Source organism: Tardiphaga sp. (assembly GCF_044340795.1).
GTDB lineage: Bacteria > Pseudomonadota > Alphaproteobacteria > Rhizobiales > Xanthobacteraceae > Tardiphaga.
Genome location: NZ_JBIISY010000071.1, coordinates 1 through 15,486 on the forward strand (window position 1 = coordinate 1; position 15,486 = coordinate 15,486).

14 protein-coding genes are annotated in these 15,486 nt (G+C 63.3%); 3 read left to right on the forward strand and 11 right to left on the reverse strand.

All coding sequences use genetic code 11. The annotated features are described in order from the left end of the window. The 11 genes from ACIQ17_RS13735 to ACIQ17_RS13785 all read right to left on the reverse strand — a co-directional run. Positions 1–866 (reverse strand): CaiB/BaiF CoA transferase family protein (locus tag ACIQ17_RS13735; protein ID WP_398469502.1); only part of this gene is annotated, 866 nt, incomplete at its 3' end. Positions 867–1,109: 243 nt separating this feature from the next. Continuing rightward, positions 1,110–2,642, reverse strand: a complete 1,533-nt coding sequence (locus ACIQ17_RS13740) for a class I adenylate-forming enzyme family protein (RefSeq protein WP_398469464.1) — start codon at positions 2,640–2,642, stop codon at positions 1,110–1,112. A 16-nt stretch (positions 2,643–2,658) separates the two neighbouring features. Continuing rightward, positions 2,659–3,828: an acetyl-CoA acetyltransferase gene (locus ACIQ17_RS13745; protein WP_398469466.1), complete on the reverse strand. Its 1,170-nt coding sequence runs from the start codon at positions 3,826–3,828 to the stop codon at positions 2,659–2,661. Between the two features lie 50 nt (positions 3,829–3,878). Further along, positions 3,879–4,532, reverse strand: coding sequence for a bifunctional 4-hydroxy-2-oxoglutarate aldolase/2-dehydro-3-deoxy-phosphogluconate aldolase (gene eda, locus ACIQ17_RS13750; RefSeq protein ID WP_398469468.1), 654 nt, complete (start codon positions 4,530–4,532; stop codon positions 3,879–3,881). Further along, positions 4,529–5,449 carry a sugar kinase gene (locus ACIQ17_RS13755; RefSeq protein ID WP_398469504.1) on the reverse strand — a complete coding sequence of 307 codons (921 nt, stop codon included), beginning with the start codon at positions 5,447–5,449 and terminating at the stop codon, positions 4,529–4,531. The genes eda and ACIQ17_RS13755 overlap by 4 nt, the downstream gene beginning before the upstream one ends. Before the next feature lie 4 nt (positions 5,450–5,453). Continuing rightward, the gene (gene denD, locus ACIQ17_RS13760; protein WP_398469470.1) at positions 5,454–6,437 is read right to left on the reverse strand and encodes a D-erythronate dehydrogenase; all 984 of its coding nucleotides are present in this window, start codon (positions 6,435–6,437) and stop codon (positions 5,454–5,456) included. A gap of 151 nt (positions 6,438–6,588) precedes the next feature. Then, positions 6,589–7,506 carry a carbohydrate ABC transporter permease gene (locus ACIQ17_RS13765; RefSeq protein ID WP_398469472.1) on the reverse strand — a complete coding sequence of 306 codons (918 nt, stop codon included), beginning with the start codon at positions 7,504–7,506 and terminating at the stop codon, positions 6,589–6,591. After that, a complete protein-coding gene (locus tag ACIQ17_RS13770) occupies positions 7,499–8,455 on the reverse strand; it encodes a carbohydrate ABC transporter permease (protein ID WP_398469474.1) in 957 nt (318 codons plus the stop codon). The genes ACIQ17_RS13765 and ACIQ17_RS13770 overlap by 8 nt, the downstream gene beginning before the upstream one ends. 25 nt (positions 8,456–8,480) lie before the next feature. Beyond that, positions 8,481–8,894, reverse strand: a complete 414-nt coding sequence (locus ACIQ17_RS13775; RefSeq protein ID WP_398469476.1) for a RidA family protein — start codon at positions 8,892–8,894, stop codon at positions 8,481–8,483. An 85-nt stretch (positions 8,895–8,979) separates the two neighbouring features. Beyond that, complete coding sequence (locus ACIQ17_RS13780) at positions 8,980–10,302, reverse strand: ABC transporter substrate-binding protein (protein WP_398469478.1); 1,323 nt, start codon at positions 10,300–10,302, stop codon at positions 8,980–8,982. A 172-nt stretch (positions 10,303–10,474) separates the two neighbouring features. After that, positions 10,475–11,539, reverse strand: coding sequence for an ABC transporter ATP-binding protein (locus ACIQ17_RS13785; protein ID WP_398469480.1), 1,065 nt, complete (start codon positions 11,537–11,539; stop codon positions 10,475–10,477). Between the two features lie 249 nt (positions 11,540–11,788). Here ACIQ17_RS13785 and ACIQ17_RS13790 point away from each other — a divergent pair, with 249 nt between their 5' ends. The 3 genes from ACIQ17_RS13790 to ACIQ17_RS13800 all read left to right on the forward strand — a co-directional run bounded on the left by ACIQ17_RS13790 (position 11,789) and on the right by ACIQ17_RS13800 (position 15,436). Beyond that, on the forward strand, positions 11,789–13,627 hold the full coding sequence (locus tag ACIQ17_RS13790; protein ID WP_398469482.1) for an IlvD/Edd family dehydratase: 1,839 nt from the start codon (positions 11,789–11,791) through the stop codon (positions 13,625–13,627). A gap of 159 nt (positions 13,628–13,786) precedes the next feature. After that, on the forward strand, positions 13,787–14,521 hold the full coding sequence (locus ACIQ17_RS13795; RefSeq protein ID WP_398469484.1) for an SDR family oxidoreductase: 735 nt from the start codon (positions 13,787–13,789) through the stop codon (positions 14,519–14,521). Positions 14,522–14,689: 168 nt separating this feature from the next. Then, positions 14,690–15,436 carry an SDR family NAD(P)-dependent oxidoreductase gene (locus tag ACIQ17_RS13800; RefSeq protein ID WP_398469486.1) on the forward strand — a complete coding sequence of 249 codons (747 nt, stop codon included), beginning with the start codon at positions 14,690–14,692 and terminating at the stop codon, positions 15,434–15,436. Positions 15,437–15,486 lie beyond the last annotated feature (50 nt).

Sequence of the window (15,486 nt, forward strand, 5' to 3'; positions counted from 1 at the left end):
GCCGTCGTCTTGGTGGTGAAGATGCGCGACAATTCGGCATTCACCGTGTCGATATGCTGGATGCGCTGCGGGAAGGTGGCGAAGCGCGGATCGTCGAACAGCTCCTCGCGGCCGACATGCTTGAGGAAGCTCTTCCACTGCTTGTCGTTATAGACCATGGCGCAGATATAGCCGTCGGAGGTCTGGTACGGCCGGCGATCCGGCGACAGGTGACGGCCATAGCCGCCCTTGTCGAGCGGCGGATCGTAAGTGAGACCGCCCATATGGTCGCCCATCATGAAGGCGGCCATGGTCTCGAACATCGGGATATCGACGCGCTGGCCCTCGCCCGTGGTGTTGCGATGAATGACGCTGGCGAGAATGGCCGACGCCGCGGTGAGACCGACAATGCGATCGACCAGCGCATTGGGCACATAGCGCGGAATGCCGTCCGATGAGATTTTTGCATTGAGCGCCGGCAGCGAGGTCGCGCCCTGGATCAGGTCGTCATAAGCGGGCTTCGCCGCATAGGGCCCCGCCTGGCTGAAGCCGAACACACCGGCATAGACGAGGCGCGGATTGATCTTGGCCAGGACGTCATAACCGAGATTGAGCCGGGCCATCGCCGCCGGGCGAACATTGTAGACCAGCACATCGGCGCTCTCGACCAGCTTGAGCAGCGCCGCACGCCCCTCTTCCTTCTTCAGGTCGATGCAGACGCAGCGCTTGCTGCGGTTTGTATTGAGGAAGATCGGGCCCATGCCGGGATTGCGCATCGGCCCGATGGAGCGGACCACGTCGCCATCGGGGGACTCCACCTTGATGACATCGGCGCCATAGTCGCCCAGCGTCTGGGTGCAGAATGGCCCCATCATCACCGAGGTCATGTCGATGATCTTGATCCCGTGAAGTGGTCCCGCCAAAGCCGTCTGCTCCCGAAAAGCGTGTGATTGGGGAACGGTTTAACGGCAGCGGGTTTGCCGGAGCAAGGGCGCTGGGCGCGGAGCCTTATGCGCGGGAGGATGGGGCAACTCGCACTGTCATCGCCCGGCTTGACCGGGCGATCCAGTAAACTCAGGAGCGATGGTGTCTACTGGGTCACCCGGTCAAGCCGGGTGACGACAAGGGAGTTACTTCCGCATCATCTCCCGCAACTCGGTCTTCAGCACCTTGCCGTAATTGTTCTTCGGCAGCGCCTCCAGATAGACATAGCGCTTCGGCCGCTTGAAACGGGCGATATGGGCGAGACAATGCGCGTCCAGCGCGGCATCATCCGCCGCAGCGCCTTCCTCCAGCACCACGCAGGCGACCACCACCTCGCCCCAATCTGGTTCGGCGACGCCGATCGCCGAGACTTCCCGCACGGCGGGATGCGTCAGCAGCGCCTCTTCCACTTCGCGCGGATAGATATTCGTGCCGCCGGAGATGATCACGTCCTTCGAGCGGTCCGACAGCGTGAGGAAACCGTCCTCATCGAGCCGGCCGACATCGCCGGTGCGCAGCCAGCCGTCTTTCAGCGTCTCGCTGTTGGCCTTGTCGTTGTTCCAGTAGCCGAGCATGACCGCCGGTCCCTTGGCCTCGACCTCACCGGTCTCGCCCACCGGCAGCACCTTGCCGTCGCTGTCGGTGATCCGCACCGACATCACGCTCTGCGCGGGCCCCACCGAGGCCAGCCGTTCGAGATAGCGCGGATGATCGATATCCGCATGAAACGCGCGCGGCAGCGAGGTGATGGTCATGGGCGATTCACCCTGGCCGTAGATCTGCACGAAGCGCTGCCCCATCACGCTGATGGCATCGCGGATATCGGCGAGATACATCGGCCCGCCGCCATAGACGATGGTGCGGATGCCCTCGCCAGCCTCGCCGCGCTTCTTCGCGGCATCGACGAGGCGGCGCACCATGGTGGGTGCCGCAAACATCGCGACATCGCCGAGTGATTTGCCGAGATCGAGCACTTCGTCGGGCTCGAAACCCTGGCTCTCAGGCACGACGTGGCGCGCGGCCATGCGGACATGGATGAAATTATACAGCCCGGCGCCATGGGAGATCGGCGCCGCATAGAGGATAGCATCCTTCTGATGCACGGGATCGACATCGGCGAGATAGCACATGGACATGGCGACCAGATTGCCGTGGCTGAGCATCACGCCCTTCGGCCGGCCGGTGGTGCCGGAGGTGTAGAACAGCCAGGCGAGATCATGGTCGTCGCGCTCGAGCGGCACGTGTGACGCAGGCTCGCCATGCTGGAGTTCGGAAAACGTCTCGCTCTCCACCGAGAGCATCTGCATCGCCGTCGGCAGATCTTCCTTCACCGCAACGAGCGCGTCGTGGCTGTCTCCATCAACAATGGCCAGCCGAGCGCCGGCATTGTCGCAGATCCACGCCGCCTCGCGGCCATGCAGCTTGGCATTGATGGGAATGACGACGCCGCCGATCCACCACACCGCATACAGGCATTCGAGATATTGTGTACAGTTCGACGCGAACAGCGCCACGCGATCGCCGGGCGCGATGCCGTAATCGCGCACCAGCCCCGCACCGATCGCCGCGGCACGGTGCGCGAAGGTGGCGTAGTCAGCCTTGACCGTGGTGCCGCTCAGCAGCGCCGGCGCCTGCGGATGCACACGCGCCGACGCCGCCAGCCATTGTGCGACATTCATCTCCGCAAAACCCGCGTTACTTCGCGGGCTCGAGGATCGAAACGTAATTCGCCACCGCGGCGCCGCCCATATTGAAAATGCCGGCGAGCTTTGCGTTCTTGATCTGCATGCCCTCGGGCGCCTGGCCCAGCAGCTGCATCGCGCTCAGCACATGCATGGAAACGCCGGTGGCGCCGATCGGATGCCCCTTGGCCTTGAGACCGCCGGACGGATTGACCGGCAGCTTGCCGTCCTTCTGCACCCAGCCTTCCTTGATGGCGCGTGCGCCCTGCCCGCGCGGCGTCAGGCCCATGGCTTCATATTCGATCAGTTCCGCCACGGTGAAGCAGTCATGGGTCTCGACGAAGGAGAGATCGCCGAGCTCGACGCCTGCGGTCTTGAGCGCCTTCTGCCATGCGACCGTGCAGCCTTCGAATTCGAGGATGTCGCGCTTCGACATCGGCAGGAAATCCTGCGCATGGCCCGTGGCCTTGATGTTGACGGCCTTGCCCATGGTCTTGGCGGTCTCGGCATCAGTCAGCACCAGCGCGGCAGCGCCGTCCGACACCAGCGAGCAATCGGTGCGCTTCAGCGGCCCCGCGACGAACGGGTTCTTGTCGCTTTCGGAGCGGCAGAACTCAAAACCAAAATCCTTGCGCATCTGCGCATAGGGATTGTGGACGCCATTGGCGTGGTTCTTCGCCGCGATCAGCGCCAGCGCGTCGGACTGGTCGCCATATTTCTGGAAGTATTTTTGCGCGATGCCGCCGAACACGCCGGCAAAGCCCGCCGGGGTTTCGCCGTCTTCCGGCAGGTACGAGGCGCGCAGCAGGTTCTTGCCGATCTCCGGCCCCGGCGTCTTCGTCATCTGCTCGACGCCGACCACCAGCACCACTTTTGCGGTGCCGGCCGCGATCGACTTGATGCCCGCATGCACGGCAGCGGAACCGGTGGCGCAGGCATTCTCGACACGGGTGGCGGGCTTGAAGCGCAGTGCGGGGTCGGCCTGCAGCACCAGCGAGGCTGTAAAATCCTGCGGCGAGAAGCCGGCATTGAAATGCCCGAGCACGATTTCATCGACATCGGACGCCGAGATGCCGGCGTCAGCCATCGCCTCGGTGGCGACGCGAACCACCATGCTTTCCACGGTCTCGGCGTCGAATTTCCCGAAGGGCATATGCGCCCATCCAACGATGCTGGCAGTCATGGTCGTTCTCCCGGTTTCGATTTCGCAGTTGCGATAGATATAGCGCGGCTTCAGCCCGGTGACAGGCTTTTCATCGTCCGCACGCACATGGCCGTTATGCCCGCCCAGTCGGCGGCTTTTATATATGATGCTTGACATATCCAGGAACCGCCGACCGCCAGCACCGAGGGCTCGCTGAGCCATTCTGCCGCATTCGCCTCGGTAATGCCGCCGGTCGGACACACGCGCAGGTCGGGAAACGGCCCCGCCCACGCCCGCAACATCGCGCGGCCGCCAGCCTGCTCGGCGGGAAAGAATTTGAGCGTGTCGAAACCGTGGTCGCGCGCCTGCATGATGTCAGAGGCAGAGGCGACACCGGGCAGCAAAGGCATATCGCTCTTGGCGGCGGTTTCGAGCAAAGCCGGCGTGGCACCGGGGCTGACGGTGAAACGCGCACCGAGCTTTTCGGCCTGCGCGAAATCGGCCGCAGAGAGCACCGTGCCGATGCCGACGATGGCATCGGGCACTTCGGCCATCACGGCCTTCGCCGCCTCGATGGCTGCGGCCGTACGCAGCGTGATCTCCAATGTACGCACGCCGCCAGCGACCAGCGCCCGGGCAAGCGGCACGGCATCGGAGACACGCTCGATCGTGAGCACGGGAACGACTTTAGCTGCGATCAGCATCTTGCGCAGGTCGTTCTGGCGCCTGGCGATATCGGTCATGATGGTTGCGCTTTCATGTCAGGCATTGCCGCGCGCGGAATGATCGCGCCGGGATGGCAGACGACGGTGCCGGCGAGATGATGACCGGCCTTTGCAGCGGTGATCGGCTCACTGCCGCTCAGCCGCGCATGAAGATAGGCCGCGGCAAAACTGTCTCCGGCGGCTGTCGTATCGACGACCGTTCCGGTCACCGGCTGTGCCTCGACGCGTGTCGCGTTGCCCTTCTCGCGCACGATACTCCCTGGCGTCTCGCGCTTCAGCACGATCTCACCCGCATCGATCCGATCGAGCAAGGCGCCCTCCCCGTCATCCGGATAAAGCGCGGACAGGTCTTCCACCGACGCCAGCACGATATCCGACGCGGCAAAGGCCTGCGCGAACGCCTCACGTGCGAGATCGAGATCGGGCCAGCCGCGGGCGCGAAAATTGGTATCGAAGGCCACGCGGACACCGCCGGCGCGGCAGCGTCGAAGTGCTGCAGTCAGGCGCTCCCGTCCCGCGACATCGAACAGCGACAGCGTGATGGCGGAGAGATAGATCAGGTCGTAGCCCGCGAGCGAACCCAGCAGCGCCTCCGTCTCCGGCAGGTTCATCAGCCCGCGCACCGCCGATGCATCGCGCCAGTGATAGAAACGACGTTCGCCGGCGGCATTGGTCTCGATCATGTAGAGGCCGGGCAGCTTGCCCTTCAGGCGCAGCACGCGGTCAGTGCCGATCCCCTCGTTCCGCCAGCCGGCGATCATCTCGTCGCTGAGCGGATCGTCCCCGAGCGCCGTGACGTAGTCCACGCTGGCGCCGAGCCGCGCCAGATAGACGGCGGTGTTGAGCGTGTCGCCACCGAAGGACCGCGTCAGGTGTCCATTGGGCAGCTGACGCAGCTCGATCATGCATTCGCCGATGCTGGCGATCCGCATCAGGGCCTCATTCGACGAACTTGCCGCCGAGTTCATCCTGGATATGGATGCGGATGATGTCGTCGAAGGACTTCTCGTCCGTGGTGAAGCCGAGCTTCAGCGCGCGCGCGGTGTCGAAATCGCGCGGCCAGCCGGAGACGATGCCGGCAATGGTCGGATCACTCTCGCGCTTGATGCGGCCGACCACCTTCTTGCCGGCGACCCGCTCCAGCGCCGCGATCTGCTCGCCGACGGTGACGGACATGCCAGGCATCGAGAGATTGCGCCGCGGGCCCATGGCGTCGAGATCCATGCTGCCGGCATGGACGAGGAAGCCCGTCGCCGAGCGCGGCGACGCCACCCAGTGGCGGACATCCTCGGACACCGGCAGGATCGCCTCCTTGCCGGCCAGCGGCTCGCGGATGATGTTGGAGAAGAAGCCCGACGCCGCCTTGTTCGGCGCGCCCGGGCGCACGCAGATGGTCGGCAGGCGGATGCCGATGCCATCCAGCAGGCCCTTGCGGGTGTAGTCGGCGATCAGCATTTCGCAGATCGATTTCTGGGTGCCGTAGGAAGTCAGCGGCGTGTGGATGAATTCGTCGCCGATCTTGTCCGGGAACGGGGCGCCGAACACGGCGATGGAGGACGTGAACACCAGCCGCGGCTTGTAGCCGCCGCCAACGGCGCGGATGGCATCGATCAGATAGCGCGTGCCGTCGAGATTGATGCGATAGCCCTTGTCGAAATCGGCCTCGGCCTCGCCCGACACGATGGCGGCGAGATGGAAGATGACGTCGGGTTTGCCTGCGATCAGCGCCGGCGCCGCCTTGGGGTCGGAGAAATCCGAGGTGACGGTTTCGGTCGGGATCGACGTTGCCGGCTTCGCGGGGGCCACCACGTCCTGCAGCGTCAGGCGGGTGATCTCCTTGTTGCCGAGCCGGCCATCGGCCACGAGCTTGTCGGTGAGCTTGCGGCCGACCATGCCGGCGGCGCCGAGAATGAGGATGTGCAAGGGGTGTTTCCTTTTCTTGATCTTGGCTGTCATTCCGGGGCGCGCGCAGCGCGAACCCGGAATCCCGGAGTGTTTGTCCGGAGTACTTGCTATGTCGAGGTTCCGGGTTCGCTCGCCTGCGGCGAGCGCCCCGGAATGACAGTGCGCGGCCCTACTCCTTCACCGCGCCCGTCATCGCCGACACATAGTGCTCAACGAAGAACGCATACAGGATCACCAGCGGCAATGAGCCGACCAATGCGCCGGCCATCAGCGAGCCCCATTTGTAGATGTCGCCATCGACGAACTCGTTGACGATGGCCACCGGCACCGTCTTGTTCTGGGTCGATTGCAGGAAGGTCAGCGCGTAGATGAACTCGTTCCAGCACAGCGTGAAGGAGAAGATGAAAGCCGAGATCAGGCCGGGCACCGCCAGCGGGATGATGATCTTGACCAGGATCTGCCAGCGCGAGGCGCCGTCAATCAAAGCGCACTCTTCCAGCTCGAACGGGATGGTCTTGAAATAACCCATCAGCAGCCAGGTCGAGAACGGGATCAGCAGCGTCGGATAGACCAGGATCAGCGACAGCGGCGAGTCGAACAGGCCATAGGCCTGGATCACCGACGCCAGCGGAATGAACAGGATCGACGGCGGCACGAGATAGGCCATGAAGATCGCCGCGCCGACCGTCTCCGCACCGCGGAAGCGCAGCCGCACGATGGCATAGGCGGCGAGCACGCTGGCGATGATCGACAGGAAGGTCGATGCCGCCGCCACATACATCGTATTCCAGAGCCATTGTGGATAATTTGTCTCGAACAGCAGTTTCTGGATGTGCTTGAAGGTCGGCTTGATCACCCAGAACGGATTGAACCGCTCCATGTCGATCAGCTGCTCATCCGGTTTGATCGAGGTGAGCGCCATCCAGTAGAACGGGAACAGCAGGATCACCACGATGATGAACAGCGGGATGTACAGCGTGACGATGCGACGGGGCAGCGACTCCAGATAGGCCATGCCTTCGGTCGAGTCGTCCTTGTCCAGCTTCAGTGGCGCGGTGCGCGCGGTGTCGGCGACGGCTTCAGTCATTGTCAGTACCTTGCTGCCACTTGCGGCGTTGCATGCCGAACCAGGAAATGGCGATGGCTGCCAGAAGGAACGGGATCATGGCGGTGGCGATGGCCGCGCCCTCGCCGAGACGGCCCGAGAGAATGCCGCGCTGATAGCTCAGCGTCGCCATCAGATGCGTGGCATTGACGGGACCGCCGCGGGTCAGTGCCCAGATCAGCTGGAAGTCGGTGAAGGTGAACAGCACCGAGAAGGTCATCACCACGGCGATGATCGGCGTCAGCAGCGGATAGGTGATGTAGCGGAAGCGCTGCCATGAGGTGGCGCCGTCCAGCACCGCGGCTTCATAGAGCGAGGGCGACACGGTCTGCAGGCCGGCCAGCAGCGTGATGGCGACGAAGGGCACGCCGCGCCAGATATTGGCGAAGATCACGCTGGCGCGCGCCCAGGCGCTGTCGCCGAGGAAGTTGATGTTGCTGTCGATGATCCCCAGCTTGATCAGCGACCAGGAGATGATCGAGAACTGCGAGTCGTAGATCCACCAGAACGCAATGGCGGACAGCACCGTGGGCACGATGAACGGAATCAGCACCGCGGCACGGATCAGCGCCTTGAACGGCATGTGCCGGTTCAAGAGCAGCGCCAGATACAGGCCGACGGCAAATTTGATGGCGGAGGCGACGATCGTATAGAGCAGCGTGTTGAAGACCGAGAGCCAGAAGATCGAGTCGTCGCGCAACCACTCGTAGTTCTCAAGCCCGACAAAGACGCCACCGCGACCGATGCGGTCGTCGGTAAAGCTCATCCAGACGCCGAGAAACAGCGGATAGGCGAGAAACAGCAGCAGGAAGGCAGCGGCCGGCAGCATGAACCACAGCGCCAGCCAGTTGCGGTTCACCCGCAACCGGTCCCAAGCCGAGGTTTTGGGGATCACCTTCCCCACCGGCATCGATGTCTGGATCGTCGTCATCGCAAGATAAGCTCCAGTCGAATTGTTACGGCAGGATCGCCTCGCCCTCGATCTCCACCCGCGCATGCGGATCGATCAGGGCGGAGACCTGCACCAGCGTCATCGCCGGGAAATGCTTGCCGAGAGTCGCGCCCCAGGCCTCGCCGATGGCGGCCCCCGAGGACTTGAATGCCTCGATATCGGTGACATAGGCGCGCAGCATCACGATCTGCTTCGGCTCGCCGCCGGCCGCCTTCAGCACGGTGACGAGGTTTTCCATGGCGTAGCGCCATTGCGTGCCGAAATCCGAGGACGCGGACACTTCGCCTTGCCCGTCCTTCTTCCCGAGCTGCCCGGAGATGCGGACGCTGCGCGTGCCGCCCGAGACCACCGCATGCGCAAAGCCGCGCGGCCGGCTCCAGCCTTCAGGCAAAATGGTTTTGTAGTCGATCTCTGGCATTCCCATTCCCATCATTGGTCAGGCCGGCTTGCCGCCAGCTCTGGAAAGTGACCGGCGCGGGTCGCTCCGCGCCGGCCAGCTGCGATCAACGGAAGATGCGCTTTGCCGCCCGCTCGGCGGACGCCATCGCGGTCTTCACGTCTTCGCGGCCCGTACAGTAATTGGCGTACATGTCGACGACGACGAAGTCGGCAATCGCCGCCGCCGCGTTCTCGCTCATCTGCGCCTCGCCGGCCGGGGTCGTCGCGGTGGAGGCGACGTCGCGATACGGCGTGTTCTTGGGATCGGCGGTCCAGATCGGATTCTTCTCGAAAGCGAGCTGGAACGGCGACAGATAGCCCTGGGCCGATTCCACCCACGGATTGAACTGCTCCGGCTCCATCATGAACGCCGCAAACGCCTTGCAGGCCTGCGGGAACTTGGTGAAGGTGAAGATCAGCACGGGGAAGCCGAGATGCAGCTCGCGGCGCTTGCCGTCCAGGCCCTTGGGCAGATGGGCGTGGTTCATGTCCTCGGCGATCTGCGGGGCCTCCTTCTTCGCGGTCACATAGACCGAGATGCCGTTGGTGGTCAGATGCAGCTGACCGGCGAGGAAGGCCTTGTTGTTCGACGAGTCGTTCCACGACGCGGTGCCGGGAATGAAGTTGTCATAGAGCGACTTCACATATTCCAGCGACTTCGCGGTTTCCGGCGAATTGATCGTCACCTTGTTGTTCTTGTCGATCAGCTTGCCGCCATGGGCCCACAGTGCCCAATGCACCCAGCCATTGGCGTCGCCCGAGGCGTGGCCGAGCGCCATGCCTGCCGGGGTACCGTTCTTGTTCATGCCTTTCACCAGATCCTGGAAGCCGGCGAGATCTTCCGGGAAGGTCTTGTGGCCAGCCTTCTCGGCCGCAGCAACGCGGTAATTCACCAGACCGCCGGTGGCCGCCACCGGCAGGCCGATCCACTTGCCGTTATACATGCCGTATTGCTTGCCGGATTCCGCCCAGCCGCCATTCTTGTTGCCGAGATAGGTGGCGACATCGGTGACGTCGAGGCACTTGGTCGGGAACAGGAAGGGCAGCGAATACAGGCCCCACACCATGTCGAGGCCCTGCCCGGTATTCGCCGCGACCGATGCCTTGGGCTGAATGTCGTCATAGGATTCGTTCGACACGGTGATGGTGACGCCGGTGGCCTTGGAGAAGGCATCGACGATCTTCATGAAGGCGGCGTCTTCGGCCTCGACGAAGCGCTTCCAGCGCAGCAGGTTGATCTTGGCGCCGGCTTCCGGCTTCCACTGCGAGGCCTGCGCCCATGCCTTGGCATAGCCCAGCAGCTGGTCGGCCGACATGGTCGCCGCCGCGGCCAGCGTGACCGCGCCGCCCTTGAGCAGAGATCGGCGATCCGGGGTAAATCCAGTCATCTTGCGTCTTCTCCCTGTTATATTGGTTCGTTGATCGACCAATGTTTTTGCATGTCATCCCGGCGCACGCCGGGATCCATAACCCCTGTAGACGTCGCATCACTCCGGCGCGGCCATAGCTTCATCCGAAAACTCGGAGGCTATTGATCCCGGCATTCGCCGGGATGACCGATCAGTTCACGCGCTTGCCCGTCTCCTTGTCGAACAGATGTGCGGAATTCGCCCGCGGCTTGAGATGGATCTTGTCGCCGGGCGCGACCGGACGGCGGTCGCGGAAGATCGCGATGATGTCCTGGGTGCCGATGCGCGCCACCACCTGCGTCTCCGAGCCCATCGGCTCCACCACGATCACCTCGGCCTCGATGCCGTCATCGCCGAATTCAAGATGTTCGGGGCGGATGCCGTAGGTCACGGACTTGCCATCGGCCGTCGTCGGCGTGCTGGCCAGCGGAAGCTTCGCACCATTGGCGGTCTCCACCCAGGCGCTGCCATTCACCTTCAGCGTCCCCTCGAGAAAGTTCATCGCCGGCGAACCGATGAAGCCGGCCACGAACTTGTTCTCGGGATGATCATAGAGCTCGAGCGGCGCGCCCATCTGCTCGACGATGCCGTCCTGCATCACCACGATCTTGTCGGCCATGGTCATGGCCTCGATCTGGTCATGGGTCACATAGACGGTGGTGGTCTTGAGCCGCTGGTGCAGCTCCTTGATCTCGGCGCGCATGGCGACGCGTAGTTTCGCATCGAGATTCGACAGCGGCTCGTCGAACAGGAACACCTGGGGATCGCGCACGATGGCGCGGCCCATGGCGACGCGCTGGCGCTGGCCACCCGAGAGCTGCCGCGGATACCGGTCGAGCAAACGGCGGAGATCGAGAATATCGGCGGCGCGATTGACCTTCTCGTCGATCTCGCTCTGCTTGGCGCCGCGCAGCTTCAGCGAAAAGCCCATATTCTGGGCCACCGTCATATGCGGATAGAGCGCGTAATTCTGGAACACCATCGCGATGTCGCGCTCTTTCGGCTGCACGTCGTTGACGACGCGATCGCCGATGGAAATCGTCCCTGACGTGATCTTTTCCAGGCCTGCGAGCATGCGCAGCAATGTGGATTTACCGCAGCCGGATGGGCCGACCAGCACCACGAACTCGCCGTCCTCGATGGGGACGGATACGCCGTGAAGAACTTCAAAGCCGCCAAAAGACTTACGCACGTCGTGAATCTGAACGGACGCCATGCACTTCCCTCCCAAAAGTCCCGTTGCGGGACAACACCCCTCTGACGGCCAAATTGACTTTGGTGCCGGGGGCGCCTGTTCTTACTTGTCAGACATCCTACCAGATTTCTGGCGGCATGTCGTTGGATCATAGTCGTAGAAAAATCTCGCGGATGCAAACATTGCGAAGCATCGAAGGCCGTGCAAACATTCGCCGCCAATCAAAAGAGACGACGCACCATCACAAAAGTGTGCGCTGCGGGAGAAATGATGACCAAGCCGAATAGCCCCTCGCCAACTTCAGGCAAGCCAACTTCGGGGATGACCAAGCGCAAACTTCGTTCGAGCGAATGGTTCAACGATCCCCATAATCCCGGCATGACGGCCCTCTATCTCGAGCGCTATCTGAATTACGGTCTCACGCGCCACGAACTACAATCGGGCAAGCCGATCATCGGCATCGCGCAGACCGGCAATGATCTGTCGCCATGCAATCGCCATCATCTCGAACTGGCGAAGCGTGTGCGCGAAGGCATCACAGCGGCCGGCGGCCTGGTGATGGAATTCCCGGTGCATCCGATTCAGGAGACCGGCAAGCGGCCCACCGCCGCACTCGATCGCAATCTTGCTTATCTCGGCCTCGTCGAGGTGCTGTTCGGCTATCCCCTCGATGGCGTGGTGCTCACCACCGGCTGCGACAAGACCACGCCGGCCTGCCTGATGGCTGCAGCCACCGTCAATCTGCCCGCCATCGTGCTCTCCGGCGGCCCGATGCTGAATGGCTGGCACGAAGGCCAGCGCACCGGCTCCGGCACCGTGGTGTGGAAGTCGCGCGAGCGTCTCGCAGCGGGCGAGATCGACTATGAGGAGTTCATGACCCTTGTGGCGTCGTCGGCGCCGTCGGTCGGCCATTGCAACACCATGGGCACCGCCTCGACCATGAATTCGCTGGCGGAAGCGCTCGGCATGTCGCTGCCCGGCTGCGCTGCGATTCCCGCGCCCTATCGCGAACGCGGCCAGATCGCCTATGAGACCGGCCAGCGCATCGTCGACATGGTGTGGGAAGACCTCAAGCCCTCCGACATTCTCACGCGGAAGGCGTTCGAGAACTGCATCGTGGTCAATTCGGCCATCGGCGGCTCGACCAATGCGCCGATCCATATCAACGCCCTCGCCCGCCATATCGGCGTCGAGCTGGATATCGATGACTGGCAGAAGGTCGGCCATGACGTACCGCTGCTGGTCAACATGCAGCCGGCCGGCTTCTATCTCGGCGAGGAATATCACCGCGCCGGCGGCGTGCCCTCGGTGGTGCGCGAGCTGATGAAGCACAAGCGCATCCATGAGGACGCGATCACCGTCAATGGCAAGACCATGGGCGAGAACTGTGCCGCATCGCCGAAGCCGGACAATGACGTGATCTGGTCCTACGACAAGCCGCTGGTCGCCGACGCCGGCTTCCTCGTGCTGCGCGGCAATCTCTTTGATTCCGCGATCATGAAGACCTCGGTGATCTCCAAGGAGTTTCGCGAGCGCTATCTGATCAATCCGAAGGACCTCAACGCCTTCGAGGGCCGCGCCATCGTGTTCGAGGGGCCGGAGGATTATCACGACCGCATCGACGATGAATCACTCAACATCGACGAGCACTGCATCCTGTTCGTGCGCGGCACCGGCCCGATCGGCTATCCCGGCGGCGCCGAAGTGGTGAACATGCAGCCGCCGGCCGCGCTGATCAAGCGCGGCATTCTCTCGCTGCCCTGCATCGGCGACGGTCGCCAGTCGGGCACGTCGGGTTCGCCGTCGATCCTCAATGCGTCGCCGGAAGCCGCCGCCAATGGCGGCCTTGCGATCCTGCAGACCGGCGACATGGTGCGCATCGATCTCAACAAGGGATCAGCGAATATCCTGATCTCCGATGAGGAGCTGAAGCGTCGCCGTGCCGAGCTGATGGCCAAGGGCGGCTTCGCCTATCCGAAGCATCAGACGCCATGGCAGGAGCTCTATCGCAATACGGTGGGTCAGCAGGCGACGGGCGCGTGTCTCGAACTCGCGACGCGCTATCGGGATATCGCCGGGACCGTGGGAACTGCGCGGCATAATCACTAGCCACGATCTCTGTTGTCATTGCCGGGCTTGACCCGGCAACCCATCTTCTCGCGACAGCGCGTGGTGCAAAGTTGGATACGCGGGTGAAGCCCGCGTATGACGTACCAAACATAACGACGTCGTCGCACGAGAACAAAAAGCATCTCAGGGAGACTCCCCATGTCTGACCGCTTGAAAGGCAAACGCGCCTTCGTCACCGCGGGCGCCGTCGGCATCGGCCGCGCCTGTGCGCTGGCTTTCGCCCGCGAAGGCGCCACCGTCATCGCCACCGATATCGATGACAAAGGCGTCGCCCTCCTCACCAAGGACGGGGTCGCTGAAACCGCCAAACTCGACGTGCGCGACACCGCTGCCGTCGAAGCCATGGCGAAAAAGGTCGGCGACATCGATATCCTGCTCAACGCCGCCGGCTTCGTGCATCACGGCGACGCGCTGAACTGCTCCGATGCCGACTGGGATTTCTCCTTCGACCTGAACGTCAAGTCGATGCACCGGACCATCCGCGCCTTCCTGCCGGGCATGCTCGCGCGTGGCCACGGCTCGATCGTCAATATCTCCTCCGCTGCCGGCGTCTTCAAGGCCGCACCGAACCGCTATGTCTATGGCGCCACGAAAGCCGCCGTCGCCGCCCTCACCCGCGCGGTCGCGGTGGACTACATCACCAAGGGCCTCCGCTGTAACGCCATCTGCCCCGGCACCATCGAGACGCCCTCGATGCTGGACCGCGCGGCAGCCGCAGGCCCCAACGGCCGCGAGATGTTCGTGAGCCGCCAGCCCATGGGCCGCCTCGGCACGGCGGACGAGATCGCCAATCTCGCGCTCTATCTCGCGAGCGACGAGAGCGCCTTCACCACCGGCGTCGCCCACATCATCGACGGCGGCTGGACGCTGTAGAACTGCTCAGGGGCGGACAGCACACTCCGCCCCTCATCCTGAGGAGCCGCACAGCGGCGTCTCGAAGGATGGCCACACTGAGAGCCAAGCCAGCTCATGGTTCGAGACGGCGCTCCGCGCCTCCTCACCATGAGGGACACAGACCAGGTCAGAACAGGACATCGCATCATGAACAAGATCGACCTCTCCGGCCGCAGCGCGGTCGTCACCGGCGGCGCGCAAGGTTTTGGCCGCGCCATCACCGAACGCTTCGTCGCCTCCGGCGCCAAGGTGGCGATCTGGGATCAGGACATCGATCTCGCCGTCAAGACCGCGCGCGAGATCGGCGACGAGGTCATCGCCCTCAAAGTCGATGTCACCGACACTGCCTCCATCGATGCGGGTCGCGATGCGACAGTGCAGGAATTCGGCAAGATCGACATCCTCGTCAACAATGCGGGCATCACCGGCTTCAACAAGCCGGTGTGGGAGATCGATGCCGACGACTGGCGCCGTGTGATGCGCATCAATCTCGACGGCCCGTTCCTGTGCTGCAAGGCCGTGGTGCCGGTGATGCTGAAAGCGGGTTACGGCCGCATCGTCAACATTGCCTCCATCGCCGGCAAGGAAGGCAATCCGAATGCCTCGCATTACTCGGCGTCGAAAGCCGGCTTGATCGCGCTGACCAAATCGCTCGGCAAGGAGCTGGCCAATACCGAGATCAACGTGAACGCCATCACGCCGGCGGCAGCGAAGACGGCGATCTTCGATCAGATGACCGAACAGCACATCAACTTCATGCTGTCGAAGATTCCAAAGGGCCGCTTCGTGCTGGTGCAGGAACTGGCCGCGATGGCCGCGTGGCTGGCATCGGAGGACTGCGCGTTTTCGACGGGCGCGGTATTCGACATCTCGGGCGGCCGCGCGACTTATTAAATCGTCGTCATTGCGAGAAGCGTAGCGACGAAGCAATCCAGCTCTTGGCT